This is a genomic window from Mesorhizobium sp. M1273 (assembly GCF_040318195.1).
In the GTDB taxonomy this organism is placed as follows: domain Bacteria; phylum Pseudomonadota; class Alphaproteobacteria; order Rhizobiales; family Rhizobiaceae; genus Mesorhizobium.
The window spans coordinates 43063-58814 of sequence record NZ_JAMYLV010000014.1 but is presented as its reverse complement, the minus strand read 5'-3'; the positions used below and the strand labels follow the sequence as shown (position 1 = coordinate 58814).

The 15752-nt window shown below is 62.7% G+C and carries 19 protein-coding genes; 10 read left to right on the top strand and 9 right to left on the bottom strand.

Annotated features, from left to right (window positions below; genetic code table 11):
- Positions 1-81: 81 nt before the first annotated feature.
- Positions 82-423 (top strand): hypothetical protein, encoded by a 342-nt coding sequence (locus tag NKH30_RS16865; RefSeq protein WP_352996232.1) that lies wholly within the window; start codon positions 82-84, stop codon positions 421-423.
- Positions 424-465: 42 nt separating this feature from the next.
- Here NKH30_RS16865 and NKH30_RS16860 read toward each other — a convergent pair whose 3' ends face one another.
- Positions 466-1080: an HD domain-containing protein gene (locus NKH30_RS16860; RefSeq protein WP_352978059.1), complete on the bottom strand. Its 615-nt coding sequence runs from the start codon at positions 1078-1080 to the stop codon at positions 466-468.
- A gap of 159 nt (positions 1081-1239) precedes the next feature.
- Between NKH30_RS16860 and cysE the strand changes: the two genes are divergently transcribed.
- Positions 1240-2088, top strand: a complete 849-nt coding sequence (gene cysE / locus NKH30_RS16855) for a serine O-acetyltransferase (RefSeq protein WP_023717455.1) — start codon at positions 1240-1242, stop codon at positions 2086-2088.
- A gap of 165 nt (positions 2089-2253) precedes the next feature.
- Positions 2254-2457, top strand: a complete 204-nt coding sequence (locus tag NKH30_RS16850; RefSeq protein WP_023674799.1) for a DUF3126 family protein — start codon at positions 2254-2256, stop codon at positions 2455-2457.
- 265 nt (positions 2458-2722) lie between these two features.
- Here NKH30_RS16850 and NKH30_RS16845 read toward each other — a convergent pair whose 3' ends face one another.
- Complete coding sequence (locus tag NKH30_RS16845; protein WP_352978061.1) at positions 2723-3451, bottom strand: hypothetical protein; 729 nt, start codon at positions 3449-3451, stop codon at positions 2723-2725.
- Between the two features lie 118 nt (positions 3452-3569).
- On the opposite strand from NKH30_RS16845, the gene NKH30_RS16840 reads away from it, so the two are divergent.
- Positions 3570-3914 (top strand): DUF6949 family protein, encoded by a 345-nt coding sequence (locus NKH30_RS16840; protein WP_254817711.1) that lies wholly within the window; start codon positions 3570-3572, stop codon positions 3912-3914.
- Positions 3915-3932: 18 nt separating this feature from the next.
- A complete protein-coding gene (locus NKH30_RS16835) occupies positions 3933-4460 on the top strand; it encodes a gamma carbonic anhydrase family protein (protein WP_352766737.1) in 528 nt (175 codons plus the stop codon).
- A gap of 57 nt (positions 4461-4517) precedes the next feature.
- Here the strand turns inward: NKH30_RS16835 and NKH30_RS16830 are convergent, their stop codons facing one another.
- Positions 4518-5264, bottom strand: coding sequence for an SDR family oxidoreductase (locus NKH30_RS16830; RefSeq protein WP_352541386.1), 747 nt, complete (start codon positions 5262-5264; stop codon positions 4518-4520).
- A 30-nt stretch (positions 5265-5294) separates the two neighbouring features.
- Positions 5295-6482: an MFS transporter gene (locus tag NKH30_RS16825; protein ID WP_352996230.1), complete on the bottom strand. Its 1188-nt coding sequence runs from the start codon at positions 6480-6482 to the stop codon at positions 5295-5297.
- Positions 6483-6578: 96 nt separating this feature from the next.
- On the opposite strand from NKH30_RS16825, the gene NKH30_RS16820 reads away from it, so the two are divergent.
- Positions 6579-7475, top strand: a complete 897-nt coding sequence (locus NKH30_RS16820; protein ID WP_352541384.1) for a LysR family transcriptional regulator — start codon at positions 6579-6581, stop codon at positions 7473-7475.
- Positions 7476-7775: 300 nt separating this feature from the next.
- Here the strand turns inward: NKH30_RS16820 and NKH30_RS16815 are convergent, their stop codons facing one another.
- From NKH30_RS16815 to NKH30_RS16805, 3 genes are all read right to left on the bottom strand, one after another.
- Positions 7776-8375, bottom strand: coding sequence for a transglutaminase-like cysteine peptidase (locus NKH30_RS16815; RefSeq protein WP_352702719.1), 600 nt, complete (start codon positions 8373-8375; stop codon positions 7776-7778).
- Positions 8376-8636: 261 nt separating this feature from the next.
- Positions 8637-9254, bottom strand: a complete 618-nt coding sequence (locus NKH30_RS16810; protein ID WP_352541383.1) for a PilZ domain-containing protein — start codon at positions 9252-9254, stop codon at positions 8637-8639.
- A gap of 117 nt (positions 9255-9371) precedes the next feature.
- Positions 9372-10010, bottom strand: a complete 639-nt coding sequence (locus tag NKH30_RS16805) for a PAS domain-containing protein (RefSeq protein ID WP_023674809.1) — start codon at positions 10008-10010, stop codon at positions 9372-9374.
- 393 nt (positions 10011-10403) lie between these two features.
- Between NKH30_RS16805 and NKH30_RS16800 the strand changes: the two genes are divergently transcribed.
- From NKH30_RS16800 to NKH30_RS16785, 4 genes are all read left to right on the top strand, one after another.
- Positions 10404-11174 (top strand): rhomboid family intramembrane serine protease, encoded by a 771-nt coding sequence (locus tag NKH30_RS16800; RefSeq protein ID WP_031211254.1) that lies wholly within the window; start codon positions 10404-10406, stop codon positions 11172-11174.
- A gap of 100 nt (positions 11175-11274) precedes the next feature.
- Positions 11275-11706 carry a CBS domain-containing protein gene (locus NKH30_RS16795; protein ID WP_023674810.1) on the top strand — a complete coding sequence of 144 codons (432 nt, stop codon included), beginning with the start codon at positions 11275-11277 and terminating at the stop codon, positions 11704-11706.
- A gap of 190 nt (positions 11707-11896) precedes the next feature.
- Positions 11897-13396, top strand: a complete 1500-nt coding sequence (gene gatB / locus NKH30_RS16790) for an Asp-tRNA(Asn)/Glu-tRNA(Gln) amidotransferase subunit GatB (RefSeq protein WP_352970520.1) — start codon at positions 11897-11899, stop codon at positions 13394-13396.
- 1 nt (position 13397) lies between these two features.
- Positions 13398-13886 carry a GNAT family N-acetyltransferase gene (locus tag NKH30_RS16785; protein ID WP_352501641.1) on the top strand — a complete coding sequence of 163 codons (489 nt, stop codon included), beginning with the start codon at positions 13398-13400 and terminating at the stop codon, positions 13884-13886.
- Positions 13887-13902: 16 nt separating this feature from the next.
- On the opposite strand, the gene NKH30_RS16780 is transcribed toward NKH30_RS16785, so the two are convergent.
- A complete protein-coding gene (locus NKH30_RS16780; protein ID WP_352978065.1) occupies positions 13903-14244 on the bottom strand; it encodes a hypothetical protein in 342 nt (113 codons plus the stop codon).
- A 151-nt stretch (positions 14245-14395) separates the two neighbouring features.
- Positions 14396-15607 carry a hypothetical protein gene (locus NKH30_RS16775; protein WP_352684853.1) on the bottom strand — a complete coding sequence of 404 codons (1212 nt, stop codon included), beginning with the start codon at positions 15605-15607 and terminating at the stop codon, positions 14396-14398.
- Positions 15608-15752: the final 145 nt, after the last annotated feature.

Genomic DNA, 15752 nt, shown 5'->3' with positions numbered 1-15752 from the left:
GTGTGGATCGGTTCAAACCCGCCACGCGCTGAACGAGGGGCAGAGGGTACGATGGCACAATGGGGAAGAAGCGACGCCGCTTTGCTGGGCGTCGTTGCGAAAAGCAGGTTCGGCGAATGGTCCGTTGTTCTAGGGCTGGCTGCATTGGTGGCAGGCGCGATAGCGATCACCGCGTTGATGGCAATGCCGAGCGACGCGTCCGTGCTTATCCAGCACAGTGTGACGGGCTTCTTCATGGCGGTATTTTTCCTGGTCGGGCCATTGGCGCATCTTACCGGCGCGGTCTTCGGGCTGATGGCGCTGGGTCGTCCAAACGACAATCGTTTGCTCGGCCTGGCTGGCATCGTGGTCAACGGCGCGTCGCTTGCCGCCGGGGTGTTTATGCTGTGGGCCATGGCATCGACCATAGGCGCGTTTACGTGATTTCGGGCAAATCTTCCGGACGCAAGTGGCCGACGCGTCGGGCTACGATCGGCGCGGGCTGTGCCCCAACGCCCTGAGCGAGCGCGCCATGTTATGCCGGGCCTGGGTTTCGAAGCGCCGGCGGAATTCCTCGCTGTGGAAGATATGCGGACGCGCGAGGAGGCCCTCTAGCACTGCGGCACGGCCGGCCCGCCACATCGGCTCATCGACCCACTGATATTCGCGGCGGACCGCCTGCTCGTAGGCGTCGAACACGTCGGGCGCAGCACCCAGGATCGCCAGGTCCATGTCGAGGAACAGCGCCGCGTCGCGAACCGAATGCTGGTCGCCAAGGGGCGGCAATTCGTGGCCGGCGGTGGCAGTGATCATCGCCGCGATGTGGCCGAGGCGTTGTGCATCGGCGCGACCGGCGAGCTTTTCCTCGGCAAGTGCGGCACTCCTCGCCTCATTGTCGTTGGCGCGGCTGTCGTAGATCGCGTCGTGAAACCAGATCGCTGCCTCGACTGCTTCAGGATCATGCAGCAACGCCTTGTAATCATTGGCCAGTGCCAGCATCGCCTCGATGTGGCCAAGGTCGTGGTAGTGGCGATCTTCGGCCTCATAGAGCGCGGAAAGCTCGCGCTTCAGGGTCTCGTCCATCAAGGTTGCGTTTTCCATGGCTGCTTGAAATTCCGCCAACCAAATCCATTTCACCAAGCACTAAGGAAAATTGAGTTCACCCGTGCTATGATCTGGCTTATAGGTGCGGCCGGAGAATAGGCAAGCCGCCAACCGAGACATTGGATGGCCGAGACATTGGATGGCCGGAGACATCAGATGAACAGCGTTACGATTTCCCGTCCCACCAGGGTGCAGCCGGTAGATCCGATCTGGCGTTCGATCCGCGACGAAGCGATGGAAGCGGTCAACCGCGATCCGCTGCTGGCGGCGTTCCTCTATTCGACCATCCTCAATCAGGAAAACCTGGAAGAAGCGGTCATTCACCGGCTGGCCGAGCGCCTCGCCCACCAGGACATCGGCTCCGACCTCATCCGCCAGACGTTCAAGGCGATGGCGGCCGACGACAAGGACTGGTCGACGACGGTGCGCGTCGATATCCAGGCCTATTACGACCGTGATCCGGCATGCGACCGCTTCATCATGCCGGTGCTCTACTTCAAGGGTTTTCACGCCATCCAGACGCACCGGCTGGCGCATTGGCTGTGGAACCAGGGCCGTCAGGACTTCGCGCTGTATTTGCAGAGCCGGTCGTCCTCGGTGTTCCAGACCGACATCAATCCGGCTGCCCGCATCGGCAAGGGCATCTTCCTCGACCACGCCACCGGCCTCGTCGTCGGCCAGACGGCGGTGATCGAGGACGACGTGTCAATCCTGCACGGCGTGACGCTGGGCGGCACCGGCAAAGCCGGCGGCGACCGCCATCCCAAGATCCGCTACGGCGTGCTGATCGGCGCCGGCGCCAAGATCCTCGGCAACATCGAGATCGGCCATTGCTCGAAGATCGCGGCCGGCTCGGTGGTGCTGTCGCCGGTACCGCACAACAAGACGGTTGCCGGCGTGCCGGCCCGCGTCGTCGGCGAGACCGGCTGCGACCAGCCTTCGCGGCAGATGGACCAGCTGTTGCCATCGCAGACGATGGACCACGTCGTCAGCTTCGACATCTGAGTGCTCGGGCAGGGGCTTGTCACGTCGGACCAACTATCGATGTCGGCGCCGCAGCGCAAACCTGAGGCGATTGCCCGTGTTCTCTCGCCGGCTTGCCTTTACATGGCCATTGTCGACGTGCCAGAAGCGCGCTCAAACGAAGAAGCCGACGATCGGAGAAGACTGTTGAAGCCGGACGAAATCAGAAAGCTGGACGCCTATTTCAAGCGCACCTTCCAGAACCCTAAACTCGAAGTGAAGGCGCGGCCGCGCAAGGAAGATTCGGCCGAGGTCTATGTCGGCGACGAGTTCCTCGGCATCGTCTTCAAGGACGAGGACGATGGGGACTATAATTTCTCGATGGCGATCCTCGACATCGATCTGGCCTGAGCTGGGAGTTTAGCTGGCCGCTACGCCTCAAGTGCTGCGGCGATACGGAACCTTGCAGGACGCCGGTGGGACAGCGCCCCCCTCTGGCCTGCCGGCCATCTCCCCCACGAAGGGGGAGATTGGCAGCCTCGGCGCTGCGCTCTTCCTGCAACATTGGAGATTGGCGAAAGCCAAGATGACGGCCGATCTCCCCCCTCGTGGGGGAGATGTCCGGTAGGACGGAGAGGGGCGCGAAGGATCGCTACGGAACGGCTCGTTTCGTTGCTTATCGCCCGGTCTTCTGCACACGTGCCGCCTCGCCCGAAATCGCCGCGTCGAGCCCCTGCCAGTCGCCCAGGAATTCCCGGGGGAAGCGGTAGGTGAGGCTGAGATTGTCGCCGACTAGGATGTCGCGTTCGCAGGGCGCCAGCGATTCGTCCGCGCTCGGGCCGCTCAGGCAGCGTGCGACGAACGGATCCTTGCCGGGGCGATCGGCGACCGCCAGCACTTCGTTGAGATAGCCTGATTTTTCGCTGAAGGCGTAAAGCGTGGTGCCGCCAGGGCCGGGCGTACCCGGCTTGGCGATCAGTGCGCTGTAGATCGGCGCGAAGCGGCCGCTCATGTCGCGCGACATCAGCTGCGGCTCGAACGACAGGAAGACGATGTCCTTGCTGGGTCCGGTGTGGTTGAAGTCGTTGCGGGCAGCCTCGCTGTAGCCGTCCATCTCGGGATAGCGCAGATAGAGGTCGAGTCGCGAGGCGATGCCGTCGCGCCGGGCCTGGGCAAAGCGGATGACATTGGCCGGCACGGCGATGACGTTGTTGCCGATGACGACCCTGTGGACCGTGGTGTCGTCGGTGTACCCGGCCATGGCGATCGAGCGGCCGAACCATTTGCCGCCGAGGCTGATCGCCACCGAAAGCAGCGCCAGCGTCGCGAATGCATAAAACACCCGCCTCATCAGCGTCGAATCGACGACGCTGAGTTGCGGGCCCTCAGTGGCTGCCTGCTTCATCGCGACCCTCGTTTGCCGTCCAACGGGTGTGCCTGAACGGCACATCTCGACGCGGCACGGCTCTTGCTTCGCAGCTTTGCGGGCGACTGTGCGATTTCATGGTAAACGGAGGGTAAAGATGGGCCCGGTCGAACAAATCATATTCAGTTTTATGGCTGGGCTGACGGCTTGCGGCCTGGCCGGATCGGCGATGGAGCTGATCGCCGGCCGCAGGCTTGCCTTCGTCCAGCCCTATGTATCGTCGAAGCACATGCTGCGCTCACTCGCCGCGACGGCTTGCGCCGGGCCGCTGATGTTCGCCAACGAGGCGCTGGACGCCTGGCGCGAGCGTCGCATCTCGGTGCTGGGGCTGATCTCCTGCGGCTGTACGGCGACCATCTGGGCGCTGGCGCTGGGGATGGTGGTGATCGCCATTGCGTCCTGGGCGGCTTCGCTTCTAGGGTCTGGCAGCTTGTCGGTGTGAGACAATCTGGAGACAGCAATGCCGATCTACGCGATTGACGGAAAAGCGCCCGCCTTCGAGGACGCCGACAGCAACTGGATCGCGCCCGATGCCACCCTGATCGGCAATATCAGGATCGGCCGCAATGCCGGCTTCTGGTTCGGCGTCGTCGTCCGCGGCGACGACGAGCCGATCGTCGTCGGCGCCGACACAAACGTGCAGGAGCACACAATCATGCACACCGACGCCGGCTTTCCGCTGACCGTCGGCCAAGGCTGCACGATCGGCCACCGTGCCTTGCTGCACGGATGCACGATCGGCGACAACAGCCTGATCGGCATGGGCGCCATCGTGCTGAATGGGGCGAAGATCGGCAACAACTCGCTGGTCGGTGCCGGCGCGCTGGTCACCGAAGGCAAGCAATTTCCCGACAATTCGCTGATCGTCGGCTCGCCCGCGCGCGTCGTCAGGATGCTCGACGAGGACGCAGTCGCCAGGCTGCGCGCCTCGGCCGCGCATTATGTGGCAAACGGCAGGCGGTTCAGGGCGGGGCTGAAGAAGGTCTAGCCGACCCGGAAATGGCGGAGCCGCGCCTTAAGATACCGAAGCATAACCCCTTCCAAGTCAAACCGGCTGGGCGGTCGGCCGGAACAAGATCTCGTTGATATCGACGTCGTCGGGCTCGTTGATCGCGAAGGCGACCGTTCGGGCAAACGTATCTGGCCCCACGGCGATCTTGCTCACGAAGTCCCTGGTCCCCTGCTGGATATCCTTCTCGCTGATATGCTCGAGCAACTCTGTGCTGACAGCGCCCGGCGAGATCACCGTGGTACGGATATTGTAGGGTTTCACCTCTTTCCGCAGACCCTCGGATAGCGCACGCACCGCGAACTTGGTGGCGCAATAGACCGCCGCACCCGGGTCGACCACATGGCCGTATACGGACGAGACATTGATAATGTGCCCCGATCGCTGCTCCTTCATGTACGGAAGCGCGGCCGCGATGCCGTAAAGGACGCCCTTGATGTTGACGTCGATCATCCGGTCCCATTCGTCGACCTTGAGCCGTTCGAGCGGGGCCAACGGCATGAGGCCCGCATTGTTGAGCATCACGTCGATGCGGCCGAATTCCCGGACCGCCGTGTTCACCAGGTTCTGGACCTGGCCGGCGTCGGTGACGTCCGTAGTAACGGCCTTGGCTTTGTGCCCAGCGGCGGTCAGTTCCTGGACAAGGGCGTCGATGCGGTGTGACCGCCGTGCACCCAGGACCACGGAAGCGCCTCGTGCGGCAAGATGGCGTGCCGTCGCTTCACCGAGGCCGCTGCTGGCACCGGTGATGACGACGACCTTGTTCTCGATTCCTTCGGACATGAGGTTCTCCTTGACAAGAATTGAAAGAGTTCAGGTGCGGGGGCCGGCCGAGGCGGCGAGCAAGGCCGATCCCGTGAGCAGGACGGCGGCGAGAAGGAAGGCGCTCCACCAGCCGGCCACGTCGAACAGCAGGCCTCCTGCAATAGCACCGCCTGCGATCGCGAACTGGATCAGGGCAACCTGGAGTCCGCCCCCGGCCTCCAGGTCTTCAGGGATGAGCGTGGTCATCCAGGTGTTCCACGCCACCGGGATCGGGGTCGCGAACAGTCCCCAAAGAACCAGCAGGCCGGCCGTGGCGCGTGCAAACGGTCCAAAGGCAATCAGCAGTAGAGCGAAGACCGCGAGTGCACTCGGCAGCCCGATCAGCACGGCTGTGAGGTGCCGCCGGAGTATGAAGCCGACAATCGACAGTCCCGCCACGCCACCGAGGCCGACGCCCAATAGAGCCAGTGAGAGGGTATTGACCTCAAGGCCCGTCACGTTTTCCAGAAACGGCCGCAGATAGATCGAGAGCGCGTTCTGCCCGATGAAAGCGAGCCCGGTCGCGCCCATGCCGATGGCGAATCTGCGATTCCGCAGCAGGCCGAACATGCTCGACACCGAGGCGATCTCTATCGGCGGCATCTTCGGGAGAACGGCCAACTGCCACACGAGCGCCGCAAGGCCGATGGGGACAGTGACGAAAAAGGTTGCCCGCCATCCGATCAGCGATCCGAGGAAGCTGCCGACGGGCGCGGCGATCACCAATGCGAAGGCAGTGCCACCCTGGAGCAAGGCAATGGCCTTGGGCAGGTCGGGTCCCGCGGCCAGGCGGGCCAGAATGGCCGTCGACAGTGACCAGAAACCGCCGATCGCGGTGCCGACCAGCGCCCGCCCGGCCAGGAAGACCAGGAAGTTGGGAGCAAGCGCCACCGCCAGGCTCGATGCGGCCAGCACTGCCGTATAGACCACAACCACCGTCCGTCGATCGACGTTTCGCAACACCGAGTTGCCGAAGAGGCTGGTAACCACGGCGAAGAATCCGGATACCGCGATTGCCTGGCCTGCCTGACCCTCGGAGACGGCCAGATCCTGAGCGATCGGGGTGAGCAGGCTCACCGGGAGGAACTCCAGTCCGACCAGAAGGAAGGTCAGTAGCGACAGGCAGACCACCGCAGACCATGGGGTCGTCCCGCTGTCAGCAGCAGTGGCCTCGTCCAGCACGAAATCGATGGTCATAAGGCAGTCTCCTGTCCGTTCCAGAACTAAGTAGTCGGGCTGGCTAAATGCGACTAGCGGGTATAATTTTGATGTGGTTGTGAATGAGGCTCATCAATGCCACGCGACGAGTTCGCCGAAATGCGCGCGTTCCTGGAGATCACCCGGACGCGGAGCTTCACCCGAGCAGCCGCCAAGCTCGGGGTCACTCCTTCGGCCCTTAGCCACACCATCAAGTCGCTGGAGTCGCGGCTTGGCGTCCGTCTTCTATCTCGCACCACGCGCGACGTGGCCCCGACGGCGGCCGGTCAACGCCTCAAGGAAGGCATCGAACCGCATTTCGAAGGCATCGCGGCTGAGGTCAGCGCTCTCGGCGTCCTTCGCGACAGGCCGTCCGGCAACATTCGCCTGGTGTGCACCGACGATTCGGTCGACATTGTCTTCCGCGCCCGGCTGCCAAAGTTCCTGAGCGACTTCCCCGATATCAATGTCGAGTTGGTGGTCGACAACGCCTTCACCAACATCGTCGAGCGCCAGTTCGATGCCGGCGTGCGTCTGGGCGAGTCCATTGCCCGGGATATGGTAGCCGTGCGCATCGGAGCCGACGTGACCTACACTGTGGTCGGCTCACCCCATTACTTCGCCCACCGGACACCGCCGGAGACGCCGCAGGAGCTGACCGACCATAACTGCATCAACTACCGGCTGCCGACGTCAGGATCGGTCTATGCCTGGGAATTGCGGGAAGGAGCGCGCGAGTTCAATGCTCGGGTCGAGGGACAACTGACGCTTAACAACATGGGGCCGGCGATTCAGGCCGCGCTTGACGGAGTGGGCTTGGCTTATCTGCCGCGCGAACTCGTCCTTCCACACATTGAGAGTGGCCTTCTCCAGGAAGTCCTGACCAAATGGTGCCCAACGTTCCAGGGTTACCACCTGTACTATCCAAGCCGGCGCCATCCCTCTCCGGCGTTTTCCGCCTTTGTCGACGCGTTCCGTATCAGGGGCAAGTAACAGCGTTTCGACGGCAAACGGCAGCTCGTATCCCACAAACGATCGTGAGACAGCTTGGATGACGAAGCGCAGTTGGAGGCAAAGCCGAGATAACTGTATCGAGATGTGTTCCGCCAGAAATGGTGGAGCCGGCCCGGGGACGGGGCCGGCTCCTTAAACCCGGTCGTTGGGGACGGGGAGGGTGGGGACTCGACCGGGTTTCTCCTAAAGCGCGAAGTCATGCGACGCACTTAACCTCAGTTTTTGCATGTCGTTATCCCAAAACCGCTACGCACTTTTGGGCGACATGCCTTGGCGTCCTCAGCGGACGCTGGCGACCGCGTCGGAGCGGCCGTCGTTGATCGTCACCCAGGCGCCGGAATTCCGCTCGGACTGGCGCTTCAGGTAGGTGTAGCCGGTATTGGTCCAGGACAGCACCTTGGGCTGGAGATTGTCGAGGATGAACTCGCCAAGGCTGGTGCGCACGGTCAGCACCGCATGGCCGTCACCATTGCGCTGGCGCACCACCGTCATCAGCAGATCGCCGGCCGGCACGCCGATGCTCATCAGCTCGCGGCGCTTTTCCAGCGCATAGTCCTCGCAGTCGCCAAAGCCGCTATTGGGAAAGGACCAGACTTCCTCCTTGCCCCACATTTCCATGTCGGTGCGCGGCGCGACCCTGCTGTTGACCGAATTGTTGACCTTGACGATCGTTGCCCACAGCTTGCGGGTCAGCTCGACGGGTGCCCGGCCAGGCGTCCTCTGATTGCATTCCTGCGGAAGCTGCTGGCACATTTCGTAGTGTCCGACCGGCTGCGTGGTGCGGCCGCCGGTGTGCATGAAGGCCGGCTCCGCCGCGTTTACAGTCCCCCAACCGAAAAGCTGCATCGCTATTGCCGCCAGCAACAGCTTGCCCCTCATCCTGTTCATTATTCAGTCTCCCCGTTTGAGGAGACAATGACACGGCTGGATTTATTTGACGCAAAAGCGCGAAGTAGACATTAAGTAAAACGCCAATAGAATAAACATAAAATTTGAGGCAATTGAATATAGAATTGTTTAAGGATTCCAGCCGGGCATGTTCCCATGCTTCGTCGCACCATTCGAACAGCTGGGATGGCGGGACAGAGGGGGCGCGAAGGATCGCCAGCCTCTCTTCCCGATAGTGCTAACGCTTCCGCGTCAGCCGCGCGATGAGCTGAATTCGGTATCGAGCGTTTCCGGCCGCTGGATGACGGCGAACTCTATGGCGACGCCATCTTCGAAATGCCGCACTATCTGGCCGCGCATGGTGCCCAGCGTCACCTGGACGCCGATGGCCGGCTTGACGTCGATCTCGATCGCCGCGCCCGACAGCGACAGGTCGATGATGCGGCACTGGTACTGGCGTCCGTCGGCAAGCTGCAGCACGCTCGTCGGGTTGCGCGGTGCGACGCGTTCATGGCGGCGGTCTTCCGGCAGGTCGAGCTCGTGCTTGTTGGCAAGCCAGGTCAGTTGCGCGGCGAGCTTGTCCCTCTTGCGGTCCGACGCGATGACGGTCATCGCAAAGCCATCCTGCAAAGTGCGGGTGATGACGCCTTCGATGCGGCCGATGTGATCGATATAGGCAATGACCTTTTCGCCAGCCAGGCCGGCGCGCTCGGTGCGCAGCGCGACGTTGCCGGGCGACATGTCGACCACCTGGCAGGGATGTTCGGTGCGGTCTTCGAGCATGAAACGTCCGTAAATTTTCACGCGGACGCGCTGAAAGTTACGCCTTTCAGCTTGGGACGGCGCATGGTCGACCGCCGCTGACCTCATCACTGCCATACCCCGTTCGGCATTCCGCGCATGGATGCGGGGAATTTCAGCGGAAAACTACAACAAAGCAGGTTAACAAAGGGGAAAGCCCGGCGCTGTTGCTTTAAGCTTTGGGCATCATTCCTCGCGTCCGCCGTCGAAGACGACCAGGTGACGGATGCGGCGGGCCTGGCCGAGCGCCGAAATCGTCTCGGGCGGGTCGAATTCCGATGGGGCGAGCGAGGGAACCTCGATCGCCGGACGGTTCCCCGGGAACATCGGCTCCTTGTCGGGATCGACGACGCGGATCGAATCGATCAAGGCGTCGAGAACCGGGTCGGCGCCCAGCCAGAAGGGCTTTTCGACGGCGCTTATCACGCCGAGGCAACGCGGGCTCTCGACACCGCCGTCGAGCGGCAGCGCGAGCAGCTCGAACCTGTTGGAACGGCCGCTGCGGCTGAAACCTTCATAGGTGATGAGCACCACCGATTTCAGGTCGAAGACGCCATCGGTCAGCTTCGAGATCAGCCGCTGGTCCTTCTCGCGCCACAGCGAAGGGAATGAAAACCCCTTGAGTTCGCGGCCATAGACCGCGCAGAGCCTGGTGCCGGCGAGCCGGAACACCGCTTCGCCGCGCGTGTCCTTTTCCAGGATGAACGTGTCGGCCAGCAGCGACTTGATGTCGGCGGGTTCGACTTCCGAGCGCTTCGGGGCAGGGCGTCCGTCACGCAACCGGTTCCAATAATGGAACAGCGTGATCGATCCGGTCTGGTTCATGCTAATGCTGCTCCGCGCATTCTGTCTTCTGATGTCCCATCGGTGAACAGAAGGGCGCCCTCCGAAGACCTACATGCGTTGCGGAGCAGGATGCGTGCCAGCATCGTTAATACTTGTTCACGGGTCGGGGCGGTTAAGGTTAACAACTGGTTTACGCTGCGCGCCGGCCAGGCCTGTGGCACACCAAAACCACTCCAGAAGCGGTCGTTTTGCGACGATCGGCAGCACTTCAGTCAAGAGTTCAGGGGGAGCAAGGGGGCTCGACCAGCCGTTCAAGGGAAACCTTGGACGGCTTCTTTTTTTGATTCGGGGCTGCTGATTCGCCGTTTGTGATTCGGTTGGCCGTGATCTACATGCTCGCCAAGTCCAATCCAGCGACTGAGTGCAAGCCATATGAGCGACCCAGAAAGCCCACCGGAGATCGAGCAGGGCGAGAGCGGGCCTGCCGCCCGCGAACCGGAGCAGCGCCGCGAACCGGTGTTCAACCTGCCGCCCGTGGTGCTGGCGGTGATCGGCATCTGCGTCGCGGTCCATCTGATCCGGGTCTATTGGCTGACCGACGACCAGGACTTCGAACTGCTTGTCCGGGCTGCCTTTGTCCCCATCCGCTATTCGGGCCGCTTCGATCTGGATTTCTTCGCGTTTTCGAGCCCCTTTACCTATGCCTTCCTGCATGGCGGCTTTGCCCATCTTGCCATCAACATGGTGTGGCTCGCGGCCTTCGGCTCACCGTTGGCCAACCGCTTCGGCGCGCTGCGCTTCAGCCTGTTCTTCGCCGCGACCGGACTGGCGGCGGTGGCGTTGTTCTGGGCCATGCACCCGCTTGGCGAGGCGCCGCTGGTCGGCGCCTCCGGCGCGATTTCCGGCATGATGGGCGCGGCGGCACGCTACGGCTTCCGCATTGACCGATCGTCGGGCAAGGCCGCCTTCGCCGGCCAGCCTTTGCCGATGGCGGCGGTGCTGCGCTCGCGCGGCGTCGTCACCTTTCTCGCCATGTGGATGGTGATCAACCTCGCGACCGGCCTCTTCGGCCTGGCGCCTGGCATTGACGGCCAGATCGCCTGGGAAGCCCATATTGGCGGCTTTCTTGCCGGCTTTTTCGGCCTGCGGTTTTTTGATCGGCGAGAGCAGGTGCCCCGGCAGGCGGACGAGCCGGAGACCTGAGACGGCCGCACTTGAAATGCAACCGTTCGCGGCGCACCATGTTCATCCCAGGGCAAGCCGGCCAGGGCAGGAGCCGGCAGGAAATGCAGAGGAGGACGCCATGACTGTTAAGGCAATTCTCGAGGCAAAAGGCCACGACGTGGTGACGCTCGGGCCGAACGAAAAGCTCAGCGAAGCCATCCGCATGCTTTCCGAACACAGGATCGGCGCGCTGGTCATCACCAACGGCGATCACAAGATCGTCGGCATTCTTTCCGAGCGCGATGTGGTGCGGGTTCTCGCCAAGGAGGGGGCGGCGGCGCTCGACCTTGCCGTCCGCTCGGCGATGACGCCCAAGGTGAAGATCTGCAATGAGAACCACACCGTCAACGAGGTCATGGAGATCATGACCAAGGGCCGCTTCCGCCATCTGCCGGTGGAAAAGAACGGGCTGCTCGACGGCATCGTGTCGATCGGCGACGTGGTCAAGCGGCGCATCGAGGATGTCGAGCGCGAGGCCGAGGAGATCAGGGCCTATATCGCCACGGCATAGGTGACGGCGGCCGGGTTGCCGGCAGTTCGATTTTTCAAGCTGCTATCGCAGTTCATCGCGGCAGGTGCGGGCCTGTGCCGCGTCGGCGGCCTGCGGCTTTGCGCTTGTCTCTTTTGGCGGTTTGCACTAGCGAAGTTGCACATCAAAATATGCGTTCTCGCATATCCGCAATTTCAGTATGCAGGCCCTTATGAGCATTATCGACACCCGCACGCCCGACGCCAAGCGCCTGGTTCCCGGCGCCACCGGCGACTGGGAGATCATCATCGGCCTCGAGGTCCACGCGCAGGTGACCTCGCAGGCAAAGCTGTTTTCCGGCGCCTCGACCATTTTCGGCGCCGCGCCCAACGCCAATGTCAGCCTGGTCGACGCGGCGATGCCCGGCATGCTGCCGGTCATCAACGAGGAATGCGTCAAGCAGGCGATCCGCACCGGGCTGGGCCTGAAGGCCGAGATCAACCACAAATCGGTCTTCGACAGGAAAAACTATTTCTATCCCGACCTGCCGCAGGGCTACCAGATCTCGCAGTTCAAGCAGCCGATCGTCGGCGAGGGGAAGGTGATCGTCTCGGTCGGCCCGGACCGGCAGGGCGAATTCGAGGACATCGAGGTCGGCATCGAGCGCCTGCATCTGGAGCAGGACGCCGGCAAGTCGATGCACGACCAGCATGCGACGATGTCCTATGTCGATCTCAACCGCTCCGGCGTGGCGCTGATGGAGATCGTCTCCAAGCCGGATATGCGCTCCGCCGATGAAGCCAAGGCCTATGTCACCAAGCTGCGCACCATCGTGCGCTACCTCGGCACGTGCGACGGCAATATGGACGAAGGCTCGCTGCGCGCCGACGTCAACGTCTCGGTGCGCCGGCCCGGCGGCGAATTCGGTACGCGCTGCGAGATCAAGAACGTCAACTCCATCCGTTTCATCGGCCAGGCCATCGACTACGAGGCGCGCCGCCAGATCGCCATCCTGGAGGACGGCGGCAAGATCGACCAGGAAACGCGGCTGTTCGACCCCAACAAGGGCGAAACGCGCTCGATGCGTTCCAAGGAAGAAGCGCACGACTACCGCTATTTCCCCGATCCCGACCTTCTGCCGCTGGAATTCGACCAGGCCTATGTCGACGCGTTGGCAACAGACCTGCCGGAACTTCCCGACGCGAAAAAGGCGCGGCTGATCACCTCGCTCGGCCTGTCGACCTACGACGCCTCGATCCTGGTATCGGAAAAGGCGGTCGCCGACTATTTCGAGAAGGTGGCCGCCGGTCGCGATGGCAAGCTTGCCGCCAACTGGGTCATCAACGATTTGCTGGGTGCGTTGAACAGAGCCGGCAAGAGTATTGAAAATGCTCCGGTTTCGCCCGATCAGCTCGGCGCGGTCATCGACCTGATCAAGGAAGGCACCATCTCCGGCAAGATCGCCAAGGATCTGTTCGAGATCGTCTGGAACGAGGGCGGCGATCCGCGTCAGCTGGTCGAAAGCCGCGGCATGAAGCAGGTCACCGATACCGGCGCCATCGAAAAGGCGGTGGACGAGGTGATCGCTGCCAACCCGGACAAGGTCGAACAGGCGCGCGCCAAGCCGACCATGGCCGGCTGGTTCGTTGGCCAGGTGATGAAGGCGACCGGCGGCAAGGCCAATCCGCAAGCGGTCAACGAGCTGGTCAAGGCCAGGCTCGGGATCGAGTAGGATGTTCGTCCGCACCGCCGGCGAGCGCGATCTTGCGGCGGTGCGCGCATTGCTGGTCGAGACATGGCATGCCACCTATGATGCCATCTACGGCGGGCCGCGGGTCACCGAAATCACCGATGAATGGCATTCTATCGCCGCGCTCAAGGCACGGCTGACGCGGCCGAACTCGGAGTTCCTGGTCGCCGACGACGGCAAAAACATCGGCGGCATGGCTTTCGCCGCCGCTACCACGGATGCCAGGATCGTCATGCTGAACCAGCTTTACGTGCATCCGGCCTGGCAGAGGCAAGGCATCGGCCAGGCGTTGCTGGACGAGATCGAGGCCAGCTTTCCGGAGGCCCGGACGCTGCGTGTCGAGGTCGAGGAAGCAAATGCTCCGGCTGTCGCCTTCTACCGCTCGAGAGGGTTCTTGCCCGCCGGCAACACGGCCGATTGCGGCGGCGCCTCGGGATTGCCGGCGCTGGTTTTGGAGAAGGCGATCGGCTAGCTCGTTTGCCTGGCGCTCAGTTGCGTTTCTCAGGCAGGTTGGAGCAGCCGGCAGCGAGAAACTCGCATGGCAGGCTGCCGCCGCCGCCCGACGTGTGCGGGGGCGTGGCGGCTTCGATTTTTTCCACCTCGTAATATTTCGAGGTGACGCCCCATTTTTTGACGCCCTGGCACGTCGAGCGCACGCCAACCTCCGTCGCCTTTGCCGCAGTCTTGTAATAGGTGGTGATCCGGCAGGATTGGCTGACCGGCAGCGCGTTCGCCGGGCTCGTGACCGGCGGCAGGAAGGTCGGGAAGGCAAGCAGCGAGATTGCCGCAATGATCCGGACGGCGGGCATGGTGAGGGGAAGGTGCTGCATCGTTTGTCTCCATCGATGGCGCCGCTCGCTCGTGGCGCAGCGGCGCGTTTGTTCCGGCAAGATCAGGCCATGATGCCGGTGCTGCCGCATCTGCCGCGCGGGGGAAGGCGGTAGCGGTCTGAACCGCCGCCGTCATCCGCGAGCGGCCGCGTCAGGGCGTTTTCGGCTTGATGAGCGTCTCTATCGGAACGGCGACTTTTGGAGGCCGGACCGTACTGGTTCCACCATCGACGGCCAGCCCGCCGCTGTTGAGATAGCGTACCGTATAGTGCAGCTCATAGCCGGGAACTCTGATCCATGTAGGCTTGGGATTGAACTGGTCCGGCGGCCTCGAATACCACTTCGGGATCTGCATGATCTTGGAACCGGCACCGAATCCCGCAGTCTTGGCCGCTACTGCGAAGGCGCTGTCTCTGGGGTCGTTCGGCGGCTGGTCGACATTGCCGATGACGACCAGCGAATCGTATTTTCGCGCGTCCAGCCGTACTGCGGGAACGTTCAGCGCAGCCACGTCGCCTTCGCGCATCGTCAGCGCCTTCTGACGACCATCCTCATTGGCATAGACGTTGAGGTTTATGGCCTCGGATTCCGCATAGACGACATTGTTGTGGAAGTCGCGGGCTGGCAGGCGTGTGAGGCTGTCGAAGGTCACTTCAACCGTCGGCTTGGCTATGGCGTCCGTCACCACCAGGTTGCGCCGCGGCACCGTCCAGAAGATGAGATCATCGCCGGTGGCCTGTGTGCCGGCATCGGAGCCGTCTATTGCCGAGCATTTCGAATTTGGAACCGGCGTCGTCACCGGCAGAGGTGCCGAAAACGAGCTGCGTACCTGAGCGTCGATGTAATTGCCGACGTTGAAAACGTCTTCGAGGATGTTGCCGCCCTCGAAGCTCGCCGGGCCGGGTTGCGAGCGGATGATGACCTGGCTGGAATCGGTCTGCCAGCCGCTGCAGAAGACGTTGACGTCTATGGGAATGCCGATGTGGCGGTCGGAGGTCACCGGGATCGAGACTTTGATGGTCAGGATGTAAGGAACTTTGACAAACCAGCTGTTCGGCTGGTTCAGCATCTGCGTCGCAAAGCGCGACGGCCGCCATTGCTTCAGCGATTCGATCGATGCGCGTGACGATCGTCCCTGGGCGGCCAGCTGTGCGTTGGTGGCGTCGACTTTGGCTTGCGCCAGGTTGCGGACGGTGTTGGTGATCAGGAACACGCCGAGTTCGGCTTTGCAGGGCCTGTTCGATTGTGTGGCGTTGCATGGGGCAAGTGCCGCACTGGGAACCGGCGGCCCCGACGGCGGCGGCTGGGCGGCCGCGGCGGCCGCCATCAGGCAGAAGAACAGCATCGTGCAGGTTTTCAACATGGTATCCTCGCTCTTTCGGTTGGAAACCACCCTCCGGCTAGACAACACCATTTCTTCGACAGCGGTTCATCGCCCGCATGGGGGACGAACCGCGAAACATCGGGCCGGCCCAGCGACGTCGAGCCGCCGTCCTTTCGGATTGGAT

Coding starts and splice junctions, on each gene's coding strand:
- NKH30_RS16780 (WP_352978065.1), bottom strand. CDS start 14,244: ATGCAGCACCTTCCCCTCACCATGCCCGCCGTCCGGATCATTGCGGCA.
- NKH30_RS16835 (WP_352766737.1), top strand. CDS start 3,933: ATGCCGATCTACGCGATTGACGGAAAAGCGCCCGCCTTCGAGGACGCC.
- NKH30_RS16775 (WP_352684853.1), bottom strand. CDS start 15,607: ATGTTGAAAACCTGCACGATGCTGTTCTTCTGCCTGATGGCGGCCGCC.
- NKH30_RS16800 (WP_031211254.1), top strand. CDS start 10,404: ATGAGCGACCCAGAAAGCCCACCGGAGATCGAGCAGGGCGAGAGCGGG.
- NKH30_RS16830 (WP_352541386.1), bottom strand. CDS start 5,264: ATGTCCGAAGGAATCGAGAACAAGGTCGTCGTCATCACCGGTGCCAGC.
- NKH30_RS16820 (WP_352541384.1), top strand. CDS start 6,579: ATGCCACGCGACGAGTTCGCCGAAATGCGCGCGTTCCTGGAGATCACC.
- NKH30_RS16805 (WP_023674809.1), bottom strand. CDS start 10,010: ATGAACCAGACCGGATCGATCACGCTGTTCCATTATTGGAACCGGTTG.
- NKH30_RS16815 (WP_352702719.1), bottom strand. CDS start 8,375: ATGAGGGGCAAGCTGTTGCTGGCGGCAATAGCGATGCAGCTTTTCGGT.
- NKH30_RS16825 (WP_352996230.1), bottom strand. CDS start 6,482: ATGACCATCGATTTCGTGCTGGACGAGGCCACTGCTGCTGACAGCGGG.
- NKH30_RS16785 (WP_352501641.1), top strand. CDS start 13,398: ATGTTCGTCCGCACCGCCGGCGAGCGCGATCTTGCGGCGGTGCGCGCA.
- NKH30_RS16845 (WP_352978061.1), bottom strand. CDS start 3,451: ATGAAGCAGGCAGCCACTGAGGGCCCGCAACTCAGCGTCGTCGATTCG.
- NKH30_RS16795 (WP_023674810.1), top strand. CDS start 11,275: ATGACTGTTAAGGCAATTCTCGAGGCAAAAGGCCACGACGTGGTGACG.
- NKH30_RS16840 (WP_254817711.1), top strand. CDS start 3,570: ATGGGCCCGGTCGAACAAATCATATTCAGTTTTATGGCTGGGCTGACG.
- NKH30_RS16860 (WP_352978059.1), bottom strand. CDS start 1,080: ATGGAAAACGCAACCTTGATGGACGAGACCCTGAAGCGCGAGCTTTCC.
- NKH30_RS16810 (WP_352541383.1), bottom strand. CDS start 9,254: ATGAGGTCAGCGGCGGTCGACCATGCGCCGTCCCAAGCTGAAAGGCGT.
- cysE (WP_023717455.1), top strand. CDS start 1,240: ATGAACAGCGTTACGATTTCCCGTCCCACCAGGGTGCAGCCGGTAGAT.
- gatB (WP_352970520.1), top strand. CDS start 11,897: ATGAGCATTATCGACACCCGCACGCCCGACGCCAAGCGCCTGGTTCCC.